Origin of the sequence: uncultured Parabacteroides sp. (assembly GCF_905196875.1) — a bacterium.
In the GTDB taxonomy this organism is placed as follows: Bacteria; Bacteroidota; Bacteroidia; order Bacteroidales; family Tannerellaceae; genus Parabacteroides.
On record NZ_CAJJWO010000091.1, the window covers coordinates 1 to 19,490 of the forward strand.

The following is a 19,490-nucleotide window of genomic DNA, read 5'->3' on the forward strand; positions in this document are numbered from 1 at the left end:
ATTTGTATTTCACACAGTTCTCACCCAAGGGAGGCGGCAAACCGTCAGGCAAGTTAGCTGAAGCTATCGACAAGACCTGGGGTTCGTTCGAAAACTTCCAGAAAGAATTCAACACGGCAGGTGCCGGCTTGTTCGGTTCAGGATGGGTTTGGCTGGCAAAAGATAAAGACGGCAAACTTTCAATTACCAAAGAAGCTAACGGTAGCAACCCTGTTGCTAAAGGGCTGACTCCAATTCTGGGATTCGACGTATGGGAACATGCTTACTACCTGGATTACCAGAATCGCCGTCCCGATCATCTGGCTGCCTTATGGAAGATCGTTGATTGGGATGCCGTTGGCAAAAGATATTAATATTAATAGTAGTGTAAAGTAAACTAGATAAGGCCGTCCGGAGCAAGTTCTCCGAACGGTTTTTTTATTTGCATACCGCTACAAGAGGTAATAATGTCAATTATTAAGGAAAAACAGCCAATTGTTACAGGAATAAAGGGTTGTAACTTTGTTATGTAAACAGAAGCAAGAGTAATAACTAAATAACGAGGAGTTACAATTATGAAAATTAATGAGTTAACAAAGCAGGAATTTCTGAGTAAAGTAGCCAACTACGAAGCAAGCCCCGACAAATGGGTGTACGAAGGTGATAAGCCTTGTATCGTAGACTTCTTCGCTACCTGGTGCGGTCCTTGTAAAATGATCGCTCCTATCCTGGAAGAGCTGGCCGACGAATATGCCGGAAAGATCGATATCTACAAGGTAGATACGGAGAAGGAAGAAGAACTGGCTGCCTCTTTCGGTATCCGGAGCATACCTTCCCTGTTGTTCTGTCCGATGGGTGAACAACCGCAGATGGCAAGAGGTGCCATGAGCAAGGCTGATTTCAAAAAGGCTATCGAAGAAGTGCTTTTGAAGAAAGAAGAAAAGTAAACATACGCGTTCAAGATAAACTCCTGAAAGTACAGGCTTGTGTAAACCGGCTAACTTTCAGGAGTTTTTATGTCAACGAGTTTATAATCGTGCCATACACCACGGGTAAAGTCTGGGATAGCCACCAAACAGTTTTTATTCAGATTTCAATTGCCAAAATAAGAATTTATTTTTATTCTTACTATTTTAATGAAAAAATCACACATTCTTTATCATTAGCAATCAGATATATAGCTTGCACCCAAAGGGAGTACCGAGAAAAAACATATAAAAAAACGCACTTGCCTATTGCACGATTTAAAATAATCACTACCTTTGCACTCGCAAAACAGAAATACTGAATGCCTCTTTAGCTCAGTTGGCCAGAGCACGTGATTTGTAATCTCGGGGTCGTTGGTTCGAATCCGACAAGAGGCTCAAAGGAAAAGAGAGATTTTCCTATAAAAACGAAAGTTTTGTACTGGGCAGTTACCAGAGTGGCCAAATGGGGCTGACTGTAACTCAGCTGTCTTTCGACTTCGGTGGTTCGAATCCATCACTGCCCACAGAGACCTCAGAAATTTATTTTTCTGAGTTTTTTTGTTTTGGTACATTATGTAGACAAGATTATTTCCCAGACAAAAAAAGAAGGATTTCCAAAGTCAAAGAAATGTACTTTGGAAATCCTTTATCTGAAAAGTAATTCTTATTTCAGTTATACCGAAATGAATTATACAATAGATGTATTCTTTGTAAATTCAATAATTTCACTGATACGACCGAAGGCGAGCCCAGTTACAGTATCTGCACATCCGTAATAAATAGCGATACGGTCTGACTCCGGATCATGCAAAGCGGCACACGGGAATACTACGTTAGGAACATCCCCCATGCATTCATAATCCTTCTGCGGAGACAACAGGTATGGTCCCGAACGGTATTTCACCTTCCAGGGTTCATCCAGATCCAGCAATGCAGAACCGAAACTATATACATAACCATTGCAGGAACGCAATACGCCATGATAGATCAGCAACCAGCCTTCCGACGTCTCGATAGGAATAGGGCCTGCACCGATCTTCATGCACTGCCAGGCACTATCCTCGAACGCTGCCGGAGCCATTACATGACGATGCTTTCCCCAGAAACACATATCAGGCGATTCGCTGTAGAAGATATCACCGAACGGAGTATGACCGTTGTCGCTCGGACGACTCAACATGGCAAAGTTACCGTTGATCTTACGAGGGAACATCACACCGTTACGGTTGAAAGGCAGATATGCATTTTCCAACTGGTGGAATGTTTCGAAATCGAATGTATAAGCTACTCCGATCGTCGGGCCATGATAGCCGTTACACCAAGTAACATAATAACGATCTTCGATAAAGCAGACACGCGGGTCGTAAGCATAAACGAACTCCCCTATCTCTTTGTCGTCACACTCAAATTCGAGCTTTGTTTCCGATATATTCCAGTGGATAGCATCCGCACTGAAACCGACATGCAGACGCATACGACGATTCGTATCGTCGCAACGGAACACACCGGCATAACCTCCCTTGAACGGGACTACGGCACTATTGAATACACTGTTGGAGGTAGGAAGAATATCACGCGGAATTACGGGATTCTGCGAATATCTCCAGATCACATCCTTACAATCAGCCGGGCGATCTTCCCAAGGCATATCAGGCAGCGGTTCGCCTATAATTTTCAGTTTATCCATTTCTTATCGATTTGTTTTATTAATGACAATGCAAAATTACTTCTTTTCATCCAATTTCAACTCTTTCATCAACGCATTATACTCCACTTCCTCTTTACTCATCTTGTCATACCAGTTCTTTTTCAGAACCAATGTAGTGATAACCAGGATCAGGACGCTTGTAACCAGCGGCATACCCTCACGGATAACGATATACATCGGGATGATAGTAAGACACATCTGCCAAATGATACCGACAGCCACATTAAACATATCGCGTTTGAAGTTCTTGTTTGCCTTCACCTGCGGATATTTGGCAACAACCTTATTATAAACGGGCTTCCAGAATCCCCACGGACGTACGGTGATATAGAAACGTTCCAGTGTTTCGTCTTCCACCGGAGGAGCGGCATAAGTACCCACGATACAACCAATCAGCGAAACCACCAGCAGAACAGGGAAATAGAACAACGGCAGCATCGGCGCATTGTTGGCATACTCTCCTACCCGCTCCACAAAATGTCCGTCTACCATCGTATAGCCGTCGAAGATAAACGGGCATACCATAGCGGCCAGGATACCGGTAATCATTCCCCAGAAATAACCGTTACCGTTGAAACGCCACCAATGCCATTTCAGCAAATTGGCTGCGATATAACCGCCATACAAGGCCGAAGTGATCCATTGCAACACCGAGTTCACGCTTTCCACAAAGAAACCGATCACGACACTGATCACCACTACTCCTACGGTTACAATGTAACTGGCACGGATCATAGTCTTGTTGCTGGCATTCGGATTGATATATTTTTTGTAAATATCATTTACAATATAAGCAGGCGCCGCATTGGCCGTAGAGGCAAAAGTAGACATAAAGGCGGCAAGCAATCCCGCAAGCAGCAATCCACATACACCGACAGGGACAAACTGGTTGATGGCATTCGGCAGGATCAATTCGAAGTCGATCGCCCCGGTCTTTGTTGTCAAGTCCAGATCTTTGAAGAAGGCCAGCGCCAGGATCGTAAATCCCATAATCATCAAATAACGTGGGATAAGCAGGATGACAGGAACAGAACCGCTCATCAAGGCTGCTTCCTTACCGTTACGGCAGGAAAGTATCTTCTGCATATCGTAGTTGGGGGCAGGTCCCGCCATACTATTGAACACTCCTTTGAAAAGCATCATCATAATAAAAATCCCGAACAGGCCGAACTGGTCATTCATTATCTTGGTATTTACATCGCTGAAGATGTCAGTCCATTTCAGATCGAGGTTCCATCCGGGAACCAGGCTATCCCAACCGGCAGGCACAATGGCTGCGATCGTTTCCGGGCTCACCTTCATCATGGCGATAACGGCAATCGTTACACCGGCCACGGTCATAATGGCAAACTGAACCACATCCGTCCACACGATACTCAGCATACCGCCCAACATTACATAAATAGTAGCAATAGCGGTAAAGAATATACCATAAGCATGCGGCACATATTCGGCCGGAATATTGAACGGGACATACTGGGAAACGAAATCCCAGGGGAAGAAGATCTCCATGAATTTACCTACGCCGATAAAGCCGTAGCTCAGGAAACCCAGCACACCGATCAACGCATAGATCACGACGATGGTATGGGACAAATTAGCTCCTTTGTTCTTTCCGAAGCGTGTCTGAATCCATTCCGCCCCGGTCAGCACATTCGACCTTCGCAGCCAGACCGACAGGTAGACCATCAGGAAGATCTGGTTGAATACGGGCCACAGCCAAGGTATCCAGGCACTTTTAATTCCATAAATAAAGGCTAGTGTAACCATCCACATAGTACCAGAGATATCGAACTGGCCGGATGCGTTAGACAAGCCTAACATATAAAAAGGTAATGTTTTTCCTCCTAAAAAATAGGAGTCCATGTTTTTCGACGCTTTTTTCTTCAGAACTAATCCGATGACGATCATAGCCACCAGATAAAGTCCGATGATAAAGATGTCGATAGGTTGCAATTTCATGATATTGAATTTTGTTATTAGGTTTAACGTTTGGCAAATATAATAAAAAAACGAAAGGAGATGTCCAAAAACAAATAAGGAACGCAGATATTATCTGCGTTCCTTAAATATAAGCGATTGCTTTTAGTCGATTGTACTGATCGAAGAGATCATGCCGAATGTATCATTGTCATTCAAACTCCAGACAACCTTATTGTTACCGTCTATTTCCATCAACTGCGGATTGTTCGATTCCTTTGCACTGGGATCGTGTCCTTGCCAGTTACAGATATACAAACCGTTGTTGGATGTAGGCAGCAGCTGGGCTACAAAGAATAAAGAAACACCGTCGATGTCCTTTTCTCCGATCTTACGGATCACTTCGCCTTTGTCCAGGTTTACTTCCATCAGAGAATGTCCGTCGCCACAAGCAACCATGTAGTTACCGTTATCCAGCAACACGGTGCTATACGGAGTACCTTCCAGCTTGGTTGTTTTAACCAGTTCGCCGGCCGGAGAGATTTCGCGTACTTCAGAAGTAGCGAAAAGAGGCATCAGATAGTTGCCTGCCTTATTCTTGTTCACCTGGCGGAACTGAGCATGCGGGTTCTCGATACCTGTTTCATATTCCGTTTCCGAAAGGATATCACCCTTTGGGCTTACTTCCATGATTTTAGCCGGATGTCCACACCAGGCCAACAGGTAGTTACCGTCAGGCAACACACGTGCAGTCTGCATTTCGCAAGTATCCGGAGCCGGAATGTTCCATAATTCTTTTTGGTCGCGAGTGATCAGCTTCGCTCCTTTTTTATAGGCGAACAGGATGTTTCCTTCCGGAGTAGCTACGGCTGAGTTACACTCCCAACCTTTTTGTATGGGATGTTCCCATTCGATTTGCTTAGTATCTTTATCGATGATAACGATTTTATTCCAACCGGAACCAGCCAGTAATAACTTCTGGGCCTTTTGCTGGCAGGATGTTGCAGCAAACAGGAAAAGAGCAGAGCACAGTAATGTGAATATTTTTTTCATGGCAATTCAATATGTATTATGTTATGTTCAGATACAACGAGGGGCAGAGCAGAGCCCCGCCCCTTCGGTGTTTCTTGTTTGATTATTTTGATAAATCCTGGAACAATTCAAATCCTTGCTGAGGGGTCAAACCCTGATGAACCACTGCGTGAACAGCCTGGATCATAGCAACCGGATTTTCAGACTGGAATACGTTACGTCCCATATCAACACCGGCTGCACCGTCGTTGATAGCTTTGTAACACAGATCCAATGCTTCCAGTTCGGGTAATTTCTTACCGCCTGCAATAACAACAGGAACCGGACATGCTGCAACTACCTTTTCGAAACCGTCGCAATAGTAAGTCTTCACGATGTTAGCACCGTTTTCAGCACAGATACGTGAAGCCAGACCGAAGTAACGAGCGTCGCGAGCCATCTGCTTACCAACGGCAGTCACACCCATTACAGGGATACCATAACGAGAACCTTTATCTACAGCAGCAAACAAGTTGGTGATCGTTTTCGCTTCGTGTGCTTCGTCGCCGATAGCCAACATCACAGCCATAGCCGAAACGTTCATACGGATAGCGTCTTCGATATCGATCACAACGTTATCGTTGAGTTCAGTCAGGATAGATGTACCTGCATCCGAACGCAAACAGATCGGTTTATTTGTTGTAGTCGGAATAGTAGACTGAAGGATACCGCGTGTACACATGATACAATCTGCATATTCCACCAACGGTACGATATTCAGGTCGATACGTTCCAGACCGGAAGTCGGGCCCATAATGAAACCATGGTCGAAGGCCAACATAACAGCTTTACCTGTTTTCGGGTTGAAGATACGCGACAAACGGTCTTTCATACCCCAGGGAAGGTTTTCTGCACCCTTTACATGGAAACTTTGTTTTTGAGAGTCAACACCTAACCCAAAGTTACTGCCTTCTCTCAAATCATCTAAATCTGCCATTTTTCTATTTTCTAAATTAAAAAGTTAATTACTCAATTATAATGCTTCTGCGAAAGAAGCGAACATACAACTCCAGGAAGTAGCACCGCTATCGGCATAACCGATCGAGCGTTCGCCATAGTTACGGGCACGTCCAAAGTTTGCTTTCATGTTTACAGTCTGTTCAGCACCCTGAAGAGCTGCTTCAGCACCTGCTGTCATCACTTCCTTGATATCGTCGGATGTAGAAGCTTCGATCGCTTCGATTGCCGGGATCAGGGCGTCCATCATGGTTTTATCACCCTTCTTAGCCTGTGTCTGTTTCTGCACGTTTGCAAGACCTCCGGCGAACATCTTCTTAACAGCTGCCGCATCCAGTTCGGTTCCGGCAGCATTGTCGCTCATACCCAGGAAAAATGCTCCTAATAAAGTACTTGTCGATCCGCTTGTTTCCAGCATCACGCCAAATCCCATATCGTTCAGCATAGATTTGAATTCCGTTCCTTTTTCTGAAGCCTTAACAACAACAGAGAAAGCGGTTACGATAGCTTGTCCGTGATCACCGTCACCGATTACCGCATCCAGTTTTGAGAATTCGTCTTCACGGGCCTTGATATGCTTTAAGGCGTTATTCAGCATAGCACGGAAGCCCTCGATTGTCAATTGTTTCATGTTTTTGTTTATTTACCGATAGTTGTCCAATAAGGTGCGTTTGCACTCTTGTTCTTTAAATAGTCAATATGATCTGCATCCAAAATACCCATGATCATCTGGAAACCAGCCTGTTCCTGTACGGTAAGGATTTCCTGGATACGGCCGAATACAACTTCCATACCACGGGCTTCCAGTTCTTTGTAAGCCTTACGGAAAATGATATTCAACTCCATATGGGTAGTTGCACCTACACCGTTGATGATCAACATCATCTTGTCGCCGGCTTTCGGTTGCAGTTGCTGACACAATAGATCTACCATTTCAGCAGCAGTTGCATCGGCAGATACCAACGGTTTCTGACCGCCGCCACCTTCACCATGCTGTCCCATACCGATTTCCATGATACCAACGGGAAGATCCGTGATCGTAGCATTGTTCTGCGGATGAGTACAAGAACGCATAGCCACAGCCAGAGTAGCCGCTTTTGCATTGTAACGTTCACCGATCTCGATCAGTTCGTCCAATGATTTGCCTTCGTCGGCAGCAGCACCCAGAATCTTGAACAAAGGTACACAACCGGCCAGACCACGACGGTCGTTAGTCGGAGCACCGATACCTGCACTGATATCATCGTGAGTCAGGATCTGTTTTACTTTGATGCCTACACGTTCAGCCAACTGGCAAGCCATGTTTGCGCTCATCACGTCACCCGAGTGGTTCAATACAACCAACAGGATACCGGCTTCGCGCTTCATCAACTGCAAAGCCTGGAACAAACGCTGTGCACCCGGAGCAGCGAAAATGTCTCCTACTACGGAGCAATCCAGCATTCCGTCGCCTACGAAACCACTCAATGCCGGTTCGTGACCTGAACCGCCTAAAGTAACGATAGCAACCTTGTCGTCCCCTTTCGGATTGGCACGTACAACGATATTTTCAGCTACCAGCTTCACCTGATCAGGATAAGCCAGTACATAACCTTCCAGTAATTCCGGAGTTACTTGCTCGGGATCATTTATGAATTTAGTCTTAATTTCTGCCATGGTGTTTTTCCTCCTTGTTTCGTTTAGGTTTATAAATTATTTAATTTCCATTAATTCGATTGCAATACCTTCTTCTTCGATGAAAGCAATAGTAAGATGTTCGTCGCATACTGCCGGGCCAAAGATGACTTTCGCATCCTTCAACGCTTCGTCCAGTGAAGGAACCGTATAAGCAATATGACCATTTGATTTAACCAGATCAGGCAGACAGCTCTTTGCAGGATCGTCAAATTTCAAGAATTCGATCTTGTTAGGGCTTTTGCTGTAATCGGTTAACCATACGTTCAAACCTTCGTTGAACATAGCACCTTCTTGGTTTTCGTTGGTAATGATACCTACATGATTAAATGTTCTCATGATCACTAAAATTTAATGTTAAACTTTATATTAATAATTCATTCATTTTTATATCTATTTTATCGGGTGACGGATTACACATTTCCGCTCTCCTTCGTTTTATTATAACCGATCCTCGACAATACTCCAAGAGCAATAACAACAGCACCGGCTATGTACAAATAAGTAAAGATACCGTGTACATTATCGTTCTGCCCGTACGAGTGCATCCCGCTCAGGAAATAATTCACTCCGAAGAATGTCATCAATACCGAAGAGAAAGCCACCACCGAGCAAAGATTGAACAACCAGTCGCTGTACCAGCGTTTCACCAGGTGAAGATGCGTTACGATGGCATAGACCACCATCGTGATCAGTGCCCAAGTTTCTTTCGGGTCCCATCCCCAGTAACGTCCCCACGACTCGTTTGCCCAAACGGCTCCGAGAAAAGTTCCGACTGTCATTAAAGCCAGTCCGACCCACAGCGACATTTCATTGACAATGGTCAGCTCTTTTACGCGGGCTCTCAGTAACTCTATATTTTTCTTGCCGGCGATACTTGTCATCACCAGATTGGTCAATCCGATCAGGCAGCTGATACCGAAGAAACCGTAAGCGGCTACAATAACAGCTACATGAAACATCAGCCACGGTGATTTCAGTACGGGAACCAGCGGATTGATCTCCGGATCCATCCAGTTCAGGCCTGAAACAAACAGGATAATACCACCGAACAAAGTGGCCAATGCAAAAGTAACCGTACTGCGTCTCACAAACAACAGGCCGGCCAAAACCGTTGCCCAGGCTACATACACCATCGTTTCGTAAGAATTACTCCATGGCGCATACCCGGCAATATACCAGCGCATACCCATTCCATACATGTGGAAAAGGAATACGGCCAACACGGCAATACCTAATATCCAGCAGCACACTGTCATCCATTTCTCCCGTTTGAAAAGCATGATAAACGAAAGGACAAGCATTAATCCCCCCAGAATCAGATAACCGATCTTGCAGTAGCGGAATACATCCATTCTGTTATACTTCAGTTCCGCCTCTATCTTTTTCGGAGAGATATCCAATGTCTTGTTCTTTGCCTGCTGGTAAGTAGTGATCATATCGATCACTTCATCCGATTTCGACCAGTCACCTTTTTGCAGGGCATCCTGCACTTCGGCCAGATACCAGTCCAAGATACGGGATACGAACAAAGAGTCTTTACCGGTGAAAGAAGACAAGTCGTCGCCCGGAGCAAACCATTTATGATTGGGATCGTCTTCCTTCGGGAAAAGATTTAGCATCTGATGATTGATCAGCTGGTGGAAAATATTGATCTGCTCGTCCAGTTTAAGCAAGTCTTTATCGAAACGATTACGTTCGGCCGGCATCTTGTTGTACGCCTCTTCCAGCTTTTCCTGTAACTTGTAATTTCCGTTATTGTCGAATACCTGGAGGTAAGCGCACTCGCCGTCCGTCAGGTCATAATAATTAGCCAGCTCCTTATTGGATAGGGCGATAAACGGAACGCGCATCCACATATCCGGCATTGCCAGCATACTCAGCAGGAACTGGTCGGAATTCATCTTGCCAATCTTATCCGCCTTATGCAGTTTGCGAAGTATCTCCGAAGAGAATGTATTGATCGGCATCATTCGCCCACTATGCGACTGAATGGGTAACGAGCCGAATTTGGCGGCATGTTCCGGAGTAACCATATATTTCTGTACGGCGTCCAGCATGGGAGAAGCCTCCCCTTTTGCCTGCACGGCTACCGATAAAGCCAGTAACACCACGACCGCCGTCGACTTAGTTGCCACACGTAGCTCTTTCATCCGACGACTCAGTTTCATAAAGCGGGAGTTCTTCCCTATCAGGGAAATAATCAATCCGATTACCAACATCAGATAACCGGTATACGTTATATTCCGTCCGGCCACATCGCGGTTGACGGAAAGGATGGTACCATGTTCGTCCGGATCGTATGAAGCCTGGAAGAAGCGGTAGCCTTTTACATCTAAAATATTATTCATGTATATCCGTTCGCGGCGTGTCGTACCATCTACATGAACCAAAACTTCGCTTTCATATGATGACGGACTCGAAGAGCCGGGATAACGAGTCAAGGTAAATTTCTCTAATTCCACAGTGAAAGGTAAAGTATGGAAAGTGGTCAGATCGCCCGAGCGGACTGCTATCTGATCGGTTGCTTCGCCTTCACGGAGATGAAGGATTCCTTCTTCGCCGAACTGGAAAGAGGTTAGCGCGCCCAGAAGGATTATAATAAAGGAGGAATGAACAATCAGCAGTCCCCATCTGCGTTGTTTGATATACTGATATTTGATAAGAACAGCAATGAAATTAACCACTAAAAGAAATTGCAACAGGAAGAATAACGGGGAATAATAAACCATTGCTTTGGCTGCCGGCGTTCCATGGTACTTTTCTATAAAAGTAGCGATTGCCAGACCAAAACCATAAAGGAGTAACAGGACGATTGTCGTTACAAAGGAAGAGAGTATTCTTTCGAGAGTTGCTTTCATTTGTTGTTTTATTAAGTTATGTCGGCCAAAGATAATAATTTTCAATTAAGTGACCCCAGCCACGCCGGGGCCACCTAATAGATTTTATCTATGTCAAGGACATATCTTCTTGATTAGTCTTCGATTATCACACGGAAACCAACATTAAATACACGCTGATACGGATAGTATGCCTTACGTGCATAAGAAGTTGAGAACTTCGGACGTTCGATATATGAACCACCACGAACCACTTTATGGTCTGAAGTGACCTTAGCCTTTTCATTATAAGGATAAGGAACATAATCTGAACGAGTCCATTCTGAAACGTTACCATGCATGTTATACAAACCGAACGGGTTAGCCTGATAAACTTTGTCGCCTGTCTGGATCAACTGACCGTCGTCTACACCTTCTTCTTTAGGCAGGTAAGTATAATACTTATACCAATAAGAGTTAGGTGACATCGGTTTCGGGTCTACTCCACTTACTGCGAACAGCAAAGTTGTCTTGTCGGCCAAGTTCTCGAATTTACCAAAGTCTGTATTCATATTACCATACCAGAAATCACTGTCGCTACCTGCGCGGCAAGCCCATTCCCATTGTGCTTCGGTAGGAAGCGTAATGTTCAAGCCTGTCTTTTCGCTCAGTTGCTTGCAATAATCCATAGCATCGTTATAGTTTACACGGATAACCGGTTGTTTCGGTTCGTTAGCCGGATAACCTTGTACCACGTGGTCTTTCCACAACTGGTCGACGAAACGGCTATCGTGATCCGGATAGATAACATTGAACTGTTCGTTCGTTACTTCCATTTCACCCATCCAGAATGCTTTACCGATCTTCACCTTGGCAGTAGGATATGCATCCGACTCACCCTGATAACTACCCATTACGAATTCACCTGCAGGGATACGAACGAAATTGATCTTCACACCCGGAGCAATTTCAACCTCTTTGCGGTTGCTCTGTTCTTTTGCAAGCATATCCTTGATAGCAGCCTTGTCGAACGGCCAACCTTTTGCCTTCACTGTCTTTTCTTTTACAGGAGCAGACTTTTCAGGCATTACCGGAGTGATCGGGCCCTGAGCTTTCAGATAGTCGGCGTAGTCGGCGATTTCTTTCTTCCAGTCTACACCCATACCGTTAGCATATTTGTCGGTCAGTTCTTTACGACGCTGGATCTGATCGAATCCCTGGTAAGGAATGATTTCTTTACCCAGTACGTTAGCATCAAAGTAACCTTTATCAGGAGCGTTATAGTCGATCCAGTTATACAGTTTCAACCATTCTGCGTCAGTCAGCTTCACATTGTGGTGACCCTTCTTCAGGATACGAACCAGCTCGCTTGTGTTAGGATGATATTCGTACGGCTGGAGAACAACCATATCACCTTCACCACCCTGACGATGTACGTACGGATGGATATTCAGATATGATGTACCATAACCCAGTTTATCTTTCTTACCACCACGCAGGTCGAATGCTTTGCCTTCACCGTTGTGACAAGCGATACAAGCGCGATCGAGGATCGGCTGAACTTCCAGGTCGAAAGTGAATGAACGAACACCACCTTCGGGAGCCTTCAACGGAGTTGCTGCTTTCTGAGAAGCGATGACACGTTTAGGAATAGGTATCTGGTTCTGGTCTTCGTGACAACCGATACAAGATACTACTTCACCCGGCTGACCTGTAAACCAGCTACGCATCCACTGGATAGCTACACCATCCTTATCGATTGGCTGGATAGAGATCGGAGTGTTAGCCGGCACTTTGAAGATAACCGAACCGTCTTCTTCAACAGGAACAGTTCCCAGGATACGTTTGATATCCCAACCACTCTGGATACCATGCCAGTTATGGTCTGAACGAGTCTTTACATAAGCATATTCGTAAGCATGCAGACGAAGTTCTTTTACTGTTCCGCGAGGAATGCCACGCAGACCTTCACCTTCATAGATATCCTGGATAAATACAGTAGCTTCCTTCTGATCCAGTTTCACACGGTCAGGAATTGACGGAGGAGTTTTTGCTTCCTTCACCAGGATCGGGCTGATATAACCTTCACCTTCTGCCTGCATCAAACAAGTAACGTTGTCATAAACGTCCACCAGATAAAGTCCCCACAATGACTGCGGATCCAATTTAGCGGCAACCAGAAAGTATTTATCACTCAAAGCTGTCGGTTTAACGAACTGCGGCCATACACCGTTTACCAGTTCGTCCTTGATCAGCTCCTGGATAGGACGGTTACGGTGAGGAATTTCCTGTACCATACCACCAACGCTCTTACGTCCCTTACTCGGATCGAATACGATCAGACGTCCTGAACGGGCAACACCATGGTGACCGGAAATGATTCCTACAAATGCAGATCCCTGTCCGGGCAACGGCTGAATATCGAATGTACTGTTCGGGAACATAGCGCCGCTACCATAAAGAGCTTTGTTTTCTGTTCCGTCCGGGTTCATGTGCATTACTATACGGGAATAGTAGTGAGTCAGGTCGGTGTACTCCCAACGAGTATACATTACACGTCCGTTGTTCATTACAACCGGGTTCCAGTTAGCATCCTGGTCGAATGTCAAACGACGCAAATTCTTATCCTTCGGAGTATAAAGAACCATGTTACCGACAGGGTCATCACCACTAACACAAGGTACACCCTGATAACCTATATTAGAATTGGCTATAATACGTCCGTCGGGCAGATAAGTACCATCATAGAATTCCAGATCCGGTTCTTCGTTTTCAACCAGCGGTTTGCAACCGGTTCCGTCCAGTTTCACTTCGTATACATTCCAACGTCTGTCATTCTCTCCCATCAGGGTAGTAAACATTACGCGGTCTGCATCCCAGTGCATTCTCAGGTCGGCAATAGAAGCATCCGCTACCTTGGGGCGGAAGATACTCTTCATCTGCATGTCGCCACGCAGATCGCTCAGTTCGATGATCTCTGCATTGAAACCGCTACGGCGGGCAGACTCCTGGTTACTCCAGTTATTAGCCTGTGTTCCCAGATCCGGAGCCATAGCCTGGCGAGCTGTAGAACCTAATTTATAACGAACGGCCACAATCTTGTCGGCATCCAGCAACGGGTTACCCAACAGGATAGCCTTTTTGTTAGCCAATGCTTTACGAGCATTAGCCAATGCTTGTTCATCGCCTTTGTAAATACCACTGAAACCTTTCTGTTCGAGTTGTACCAACTCGTTCAGCATCGGTTCGTATTTGGCTGCATCAAAACCTTTCTGCTTTTTCATATCCGCAAAAGCAAGTTTAATTGCTTCTACGTTCAACCATTCGAGGTCGTTCTGAACAGCATAAACATCCTGAATCTTTTCAAATAACTCCAGATATTTACGAATCTGTGTGTTTACATCCTTTTCGGCAGCGATCTGCTGGATAACACTTTTATAGTATGACCCGTCTTTCAATTTGGTAATCAACGATTCTACCGCCTGCTTCTCGATAGAAGCATCGGGAGTGATCAACCAAGTATCCAGTCCGTCCATCATGGCACCTAACATACCGATCTGTCCGGGATATTTAGCGATCAGTTCGTCACCTACAAACTTAGGAACAACATTCAATGCCTGGAAATAAACGCTACCACCGGAAGAAGTATCGTCGATACCTACTTCAGCTTCAAAACGAACATATTTTCCTTTTATCGGATAAACCAATGTTCCATTTGCATGGCAGAATACCCCATGTTTGTATTCTTTGCCAGCAATAAAGATCTCATGGTCGTAAGCATTCACATTCATTTTTGGTTTGGCCCAGCCAGCCACACCATATTCGAAAGGAACTTCATCCAGCCATACGGAAGAACCGTCGGCAGCAATCAAGCGGGCATTACCCCAAACAGCCTGGTCGTAATCAGAGCCGTCCGGACCACCGGCAGTAATAAGCACCAGCTTATCCACGCCTTTCAAATCAACCGCAAACGGTTCTGCTTTTTCCTTGTGCTTCTTCCAGGTGGAAATGACAGGCATATTGGCCTTCTGAAGCTCATTACGCAGTTCCGTCTTGGCTTTGATGGAGGCATCAATCCAGGTATCCGCCTTTTTAGGCTTCGGTGCAGCCGATGCGAAAAGAGAGGAGGATAAGAAGAGTGATACTAATAAAAAATATTTATTCATGTATCTTTAATATAAGGTGTTAACAACTACAATTGGAATTACAGAGCAGCCTTCGGATTTGTGAAACGCAGACCGTCGTTATCATGATAGCATGCCCACTCGTCAACGATAGCACCTTCCGGACCAGCCATTAAGAAATGGAATGATTCCAGTTTCTTCAAAGGTAGTACTTCACCGACTTTCTGGATAGTGAAGTTCTTGCTCTTAATCGGTCCGTGACCGGCAGGAATAGCAGGAGCATTCGGAGTTTCATCTCCAATTTCAGAGAAGTTGTAAGCCCATCCCTTTTCAACCATCCATGTTTCATGCTTAGCAGGGAATTTAGTCTTCACGTGAGCGTGTTCGGGGATCATTTGTCCCGGGAGCAGATAGATAGCGTGAGCAAAGTATCCATATTCCTGGTTGTTAGTCCAGAAGATACCACCCATACCTACATTTTCGAAGTCACCCAGACCGAAGTCGGTAACCCACATGTCCTTAGCCATCAGGTCAGTGAATGGAACATCATAAAACTCAAACATGTCTTTCATAGCCTTCATAGCTACTTCCTGATCAAATTTGCCGTCTTTGTAGAAGTCGGCGTTTGTGTACTTCTTTGAATAAGTCATTTCTTTTTTATTTTTACTATTAGAATTGTTATCGCATTTGCATTGTTCAGTGCATCCGCCCTCTCCGTTGCAACAAGTAGCGTCACTTGTTTTGTTACCAGTACATGCCACCATAGAACTTAATAAAAGCCCTACAGCCATTGTTTTAACACTTAATCCTTTTTTCATTTCGCTTTTAATTTATGTTAGTAATATTTGCTTTCTTTCGTCAAACGGTCTACAAGTAATAGAGAGTTTATAACACTGCGATTCCCTCGATTTCTATCAATAATTCATCCCGACAAACATCTGCCCACATATAGGAGATAGGGATATCCAGTTTATAATCTTTCAATAATCTTTCCGCTTCTTCGTAGAAAGATTTGTCTTTCAGATATACCCGAAGCATTTTCAATTTGGCCTCACCGATCAGTTCGTCAATATTCTCCATTGTGATATGAAGCTGACGCTCTAACCCCACTCCGACCAAACTTTCTTCGCCACGAATAGCTGCGGTTCCGGAAATATAGATCAACTCGCGATCGCCGAAGGTCATGCTCTTCGCACGCTCGAATTTCGGAGTTGTTTTTTTACTGTGGGCTGCTTCCAACACACCTTCCGAGTAAGCATGTGCAGCAATCTGCAACTTATTATCGATCGGAGTCGCAAAGCAATCCGGATTCGAGAACACGGCAGCATCCAGATCAACCAGTACACCACCCAGGTTTGCACCTATACCTGTCGCAGCAGGATAACCGTTCTCCCAAGTCGTCTTGGCATAATACTCACTACGGGAGTTATTAAATATCTGGTAATGCTGGTCGTCACCATCGAATTTAGTAATCTGTTCGATATAATTCCACTGACGGATGATGCTGTTGATCGGAAAACCCTCTCTCCGCATCAAGTCGGACACCAACTGGAATACTTCCTTCGATTGTACCTCGATACCAAAATTTATAACGTCGCCATGGAAACCTCCGGCAAACAGAAAACGGCCACTGCCATTTTCCAGTATAACATACGGAAATGTTCCGATATGCTTATACGTAATATGATCTCCCGCATCGGGAGTATATGTATGGGCTTCAAGGATCAGTCCTCCGTTCAACGGCGGTTGAGACACATAGCTCAATACCGGCTCATGATTCCCATAATACTTACGCACCTTTTCACGCAGCAATATACGGCGTGAAACATACTGTTCATTATCACTCGGCATACCAAAAAAGGCTAGCCTGAATATTTGTTCATTCTGCGGAAGCTGAGCAAGCAACCTATCGACCATCTTTCCAAATTCCGCATTTTCAGTAGTGTAAATATTGTATTCTATCTTATCACAATAATTCATCGATTCCTCTTTTTAGAGTGAGTTAACATATTCTGTTAAGGCTTCAATATCTTTCTTGGAAACTTTCTTATCGATACCATGTTTATGTACCTCGAATACTTCTTCCATTGTGGCTGCACGTCCGTCGAAAAGATAAGGAGCCGTACGCCATACTTCTCTCAATGTAGGTGTATCCCAACCCTTTTCGAATTCAATATCTTCTCCGATACGGTGCATTTTCATATCCGTATAATAAGGACCGCTATGGCAGTCGCCGCAGCCCAATTTATCAAAAACTTTACGTCCTTCCTTCGCTTTGTCTGACAATTCGCCATTCACCAGATAAGGGCTCGGCACGGGACGCAGAGACATTAGATATTCATCCACACATTTAGCATCATCTTCTGTTATATCGAAGAACTGGATAAAATTATAACCGGCACGCACTGCAACTTCGGCAGAAGCACGGATACCAGAGATCATATTCGGAGGTGTCACATGACTAAACAACAAACTTTTGCAGTTCTTTGAGTTACCCACACCGTCGTTCATCAAGTCCCAGTTCATACCATCCGTACGGGCTTCTCCCGGGTGACAGCCGTTACAGCTCTGCCAGTTCTGGAAACAGTGGGAAGCATCGTTAAAGTATTTCTCACCTTTATTAATATCAGATTCCGTACGTCCGGGGTTCAGGTCGGTTGCTGTTACCTCACGGGTATTAACGTCTACGACATTTAGTATATCGGCAAAATATGTAGGAAGAATCAGTTTATCACCTGTCAGTACCATCGCACGAGGACCGTTGCCTTGCAGGGGAACACGTTCGCGGATACCATACAGGAAGTTCAGGTCGTAATCCAACATCGCCTTATTAGGATAGTTCTCGAACTTTTCGCGCAACGCCGGATGATCGATCACGCTTATCTCATGAGTCCCCGAATGGGAAATAAAGATAGACTCTTCATTACAATCGATACTCCAGATACCTGCAGCTCCTCTTTCCGGTTCATCGACCACCACGGCGCCTACAAATTCCTGCTTATCGGTATCGATCACGCTGAATGCACTGGTATTCATCCAACCTTGCTGTAACTGAGAAGTTGGCACGGTAAAACGTCCCAGGTTGTGGGAAACATAAATGTATTTGCCATCCGGAGTAATACAGATACCACGCAATGCATTACTACCGTTAGCCAGTTTAATATCTTTCACTTTGGTAAAACCATCCATCTCGATAACGGAAACACAAGCTGCAACATAATCCAGATCGGCCCGCTGTGCCGGGAGGAAATTTGTCACATACATATATTTACCGTCTTTACTGAATACAGCAGACTTCGGTTCACGAAGCACTTTCACCGTACGCAGCACTTTATGATTAACCGGATCGATCTCCGAAACCGTATTTTCAAACTGGTTGCAAACATAAACAGTCTTCTTATCCGGTCCGAACATCGGATGACAAGCCCCCGAACCAGTTGGTATGGCAACCTCTATCCTACCCGACTCCAGCAACAGAATCTGTAGTTTCCCTGTTTTTTCAAAAGTAGTTACATACGCCTTATTACCATCAAGAAGAATACCGGTAGGTGTTTCATCCATCGGATAAGAACGTAAAAGTTGTTTGCCATCAGGAGAGAAAATATCCACCCGCTTCAAACCTTTCTCTGTCAGAAGCATTTCACCTTTGTCATTCAGCTTAATGTCTGTGGTGAAAAATGGTGGGTTGTCAGCTGAAGCAAATGAGATGCAACAGCTGACAAAACAAGCCACCAATGAGCTTTTTAACATGTATTTCCGTGTGTTCATGGTATGTTATTTTTTTGTATTCTTACTATATCCTAACTCCGCAGAGATAGATTGTACTATCTCCTTAATATTAGCGACCGTCGAACGGAATATCTCATTTGTCAACCGGTCTTTAGGACCAGATATCCAAATAGCTCCACAAGGGTAACCTGTATAGTTGAAAATAGGAGCGCCTACACAAATCACTCCGTTTAGTTCTTCTTCATTATCCATAGCATAACCTACCTTTCGAACTTTTTCCAGTTCCTCCAAATAGGCTTCACGTGTAGTTATTGTTCGGGAATTATACCTCGCGAAAGTCATATACGACAAATAACGGTCACGAACCGTATTCGGCAGATAGGCCATGATAGCTTTCCCCGGTGCTGAGCAGTGTAATTCAAAAGGTTTCCCTGGCGACAGGACAAAGCGGAACGTATGATGTCCCTGTGCCTGTTCGATAAAAATCCCCTTTTCATTTCCTAGTACACCAAAACAGGCAGTCTCCCCCACTTTATCGCGC

At 44.8% G+C, this 19,490-nt stretch carries 15 protein-coding genes and 2 tRNA genes; 4 read left to right on the plus strand and 13 right to left on the minus strand.

Annotation, left to right across the window (positions count from 1 at the left end; translation table 11 throughout):
* The 4 genes from QZ076_RS19800 to QZ076_RS19815 all read left to right on the plus strand — a co-directional run.
* Nucleotides 1–353 (plus strand): Fe-Mn family superoxide dismutase (locus QZ076_RS19800; RefSeq protein ID WP_293716585.1); only part of this gene is annotated, 353 nt, incomplete at its 5' end.
* 201 nt (nucleotides 354–554) lie between these two features.
* Nucleotides 555–926: a thioredoxin gene (gene trxA, locus QZ076_RS19805; RefSeq protein WP_028728907.1), complete on the plus strand. Its 372-nt coding sequence runs from the start codon at nucleotides 555–557 to the stop codon at nucleotides 924–926.
* A gap of 343 nt (nucleotides 927–1,269) precedes the next feature.
* Nucleotides 1,270–1,343, plus strand: a tRNA-Thr gene (locus QZ076_RS19810).
* 45 nt (nucleotides 1,344–1,388) lie between these two features.
* Nucleotides 1,389–1,471 (plus strand) — tRNA-Tyr (locus tag QZ076_RS19815).
* A gap of 164 nt (nucleotides 1,472–1,635) precedes the next feature.
* Here the strand turns inward: QZ076_RS19815 and QZ076_RS19820 are convergent.
* From QZ076_RS19820 to QZ076_RS19880, 13 genes are all read right to left on the minus strand, one after another.
* Nucleotides 1,636–2,634, minus strand: a complete 999-nt coding sequence (locus tag QZ076_RS19820) for a glycoside hydrolase family 130 protein (protein WP_293716588.1) — start codon at nucleotides 2,632–2,634, stop codon at nucleotides 1,636–1,638.
* Nucleotides 2,635–2,670: 36 nt separating this feature from the next.
* On the minus strand, nucleotides 2,671–4,617 hold the full coding sequence (locus QZ076_RS19825) for a sodium:solute symporter family protein (protein WP_293716590.1): 1,947 nt from the start codon (nucleotides 4,615–4,617) through the stop codon (nucleotides 2,671–2,673).
* A 123-nt stretch (nucleotides 4,618–4,740) separates the two neighbouring features.
* Complete coding sequence (locus QZ076_RS19830; RefSeq protein WP_293716592.1) at nucleotides 4,741–5,628, minus strand: hypothetical protein; 888 nt, start codon at nucleotides 5,626–5,628, stop codon at nucleotides 4,741–4,743.
* A gap of 82 nt (nucleotides 5,629–5,710) precedes the next feature.
* Nucleotides 5,711–6,583, minus strand: coding sequence for a 3-hydroxy-5-phosphonooxypentane-2,4-dione thiolase (lsrF, locus tag QZ076_RS19835; RefSeq protein WP_293716594.1), 873 nt, complete (start codon nucleotides 6,581–6,583; stop codon nucleotides 5,711–5,713).
* A 36-nt stretch (nucleotides 6,584–6,619) separates the two neighbouring features.
* On the minus strand, nucleotides 6,620–7,234 hold the full coding sequence (locus QZ076_RS19840) for a DAK2 domain-containing protein (protein ID WP_293716596.1): 615 nt from the start codon (nucleotides 7,232–7,234) through the stop codon (nucleotides 6,620–6,622).
* Nucleotides 7,235–7,242: 8 nt separating this feature from the next.
* On the minus strand, nucleotides 7,243–8,259 hold the full coding sequence (locus QZ076_RS19845) for a dihydroxyacetone kinase subunit DhaK (protein ID WP_293716598.1): 1,017 nt from the start codon (nucleotides 8,257–8,259) through the stop codon (nucleotides 7,243–7,245).
* Nucleotides 8,260–8,295: 36 nt separating this feature from the next.
* The gene (locus QZ076_RS19850; RefSeq protein WP_293716600.1) at nucleotides 8,296–8,616 is read right to left on the minus strand and encodes a hypothetical protein; all 321 of its coding nucleotides are present in this window, start codon (nucleotides 8,614–8,616) and stop codon (nucleotides 8,296–8,298) included.
* A gap of 74 nt (nucleotides 8,617–8,690) precedes the next feature.
* Entirely contained in the window at nucleotides 8,691–11,138 is a 2,448-nt protein-coding gene (gene ccsA, locus QZ076_RS19855) for a cytochrome c biogenesis protein CcsA (protein WP_293716602.1), read from the minus strand.
* 113 nt (nucleotides 11,139–11,251) lie between these two features.
* Complete coding sequence (locus QZ076_RS19860; protein WP_293716604.1) at nucleotides 11,252–15,262, minus strand: SUMF1/EgtB/PvdO family nonheme iron enzyme; 4,011 nt, start codon at nucleotides 15,260–15,262, stop codon at nucleotides 11,252–11,254.
* 38 nt (nucleotides 15,263–15,300) lie between these two features.
* Nucleotides 15,301–16,038, minus strand: coding sequence for a hypothetical protein (locus QZ076_RS19865; protein ID WP_293716606.1), 738 nt, complete (start codon nucleotides 16,036–16,038; stop codon nucleotides 15,301–15,303).
* A gap of 67 nt (nucleotides 16,039–16,105) precedes the next feature.
* On the minus strand, nucleotides 16,106–17,200 hold the full coding sequence (locus QZ076_RS19870; RefSeq protein WP_293716608.1) for an endoribonuclease L-PSP: 1,095 nt from the start codon (nucleotides 17,198–17,200) through the stop codon (nucleotides 16,106–16,108).
* 12 nt (nucleotides 17,201–17,212) lie between these two features.
* Nucleotides 17,213–18,988 (minus strand): YVTN family beta-propeller repeat-containing protein, encoded by a 1,776-nt coding sequence (locus tag QZ076_RS19875; protein ID WP_293716610.1) that lies wholly within the window; start codon nucleotides 18,986–18,988, stop codon nucleotides 17,213–17,215.
* A gap of 6 nt (nucleotides 18,989–18,994) precedes the next feature.
* Nucleotides 18,995–19,490: IclR family transcriptional regulator (locus QZ076_RS19880; RefSeq protein ID WP_293716612.1), on the minus strand; the 496-nt coding region annotated here is incomplete at its 5' end.

Bases quoted from the DNA above. Each gene is read 5' to 3' on its own strand.
- QZ076_RS19845 (WP_293716598.1), bottom strand. From the start codon at position 8,259: ATGGCAGAAATTAAGACTAAATTCATAAATGATCCCGAGCAAGTAACT.
- QZ076_RS19820 (WP_293716588.1), bottom strand. From the start codon at position 2,634: ATGGATAAACTGAAAATTATAGGCGAACCGCTGCCTGATATGCCTTGG.
- QZ076_RS19870 (WP_293716608.1), bottom strand. From the start codon at position 17,200: ATGAATTATTGTGATAAGATAGAATACAATATTTACACTACTGAAAAT.
- QZ076_RS19860 (WP_293716604.1), bottom strand. From the start codon at position 15,262: ATGAATAAATATTTTTTATTAGTATCACTCTTCTTATCCTCCTCTCTT.
- QZ076_RS19830 (WP_293716592.1), bottom strand. From the start codon at position 5,628: ATGAAAAAAATATTCACATTACTGTGCTCTGCTCTTTTCCTGTTTGCT.
- QZ076_RS19865 (WP_293716606.1), bottom strand. From the start codon at position 16,038: ATGAAAAAAGGATTAAGTGTTAAAACAATGGCTGTAGGGCTTTTATTA.
- ccsA (WP_293716602.1), bottom strand. From the start codon at position 11,138: ATGAAAGCAACTCTCGAAAGAATACTCTCTTCCTTTGTAACGACAATC.
- trxA (WP_028728907.1), top strand. From the start codon at position 555: ATGAAAATTAATGAGTTAACAAAGCAGGAATTTCTGAGTAAAGTAGCC.
- QZ076_RS19825 (WP_293716590.1), bottom strand. From the start codon at position 4,617: ATGAAATTGCAACCTATCGACATCTTTATCATCGGACTTTATCTGGTG.
- QZ076_RS19850 (WP_293716600.1), bottom strand. From the start codon at position 8,616: ATGAGAACATTTAATCATGTAGGTATCATTACCAACGAAAACCAAGAA.
- QZ076_RS19875 (WP_293716610.1), bottom strand. From the start codon at position 18,988: ATGAACACACGGAAATACATGTTAAAAAGCTCATTGGTGGCTTGTTTT.
- lsrF (WP_293716594.1), bottom strand. From the start codon at position 6,583: ATGGCAGATTTAGATGATTTGAGAGAAGGCAGTAACTTTGGGTTAGGT.
- QZ076_RS19840 (WP_293716596.1), bottom strand. From the start codon at position 7,234: ATGAAACAATTGACAATCGAGGGCTTCCGTGCTATGCTGAATAACGCC.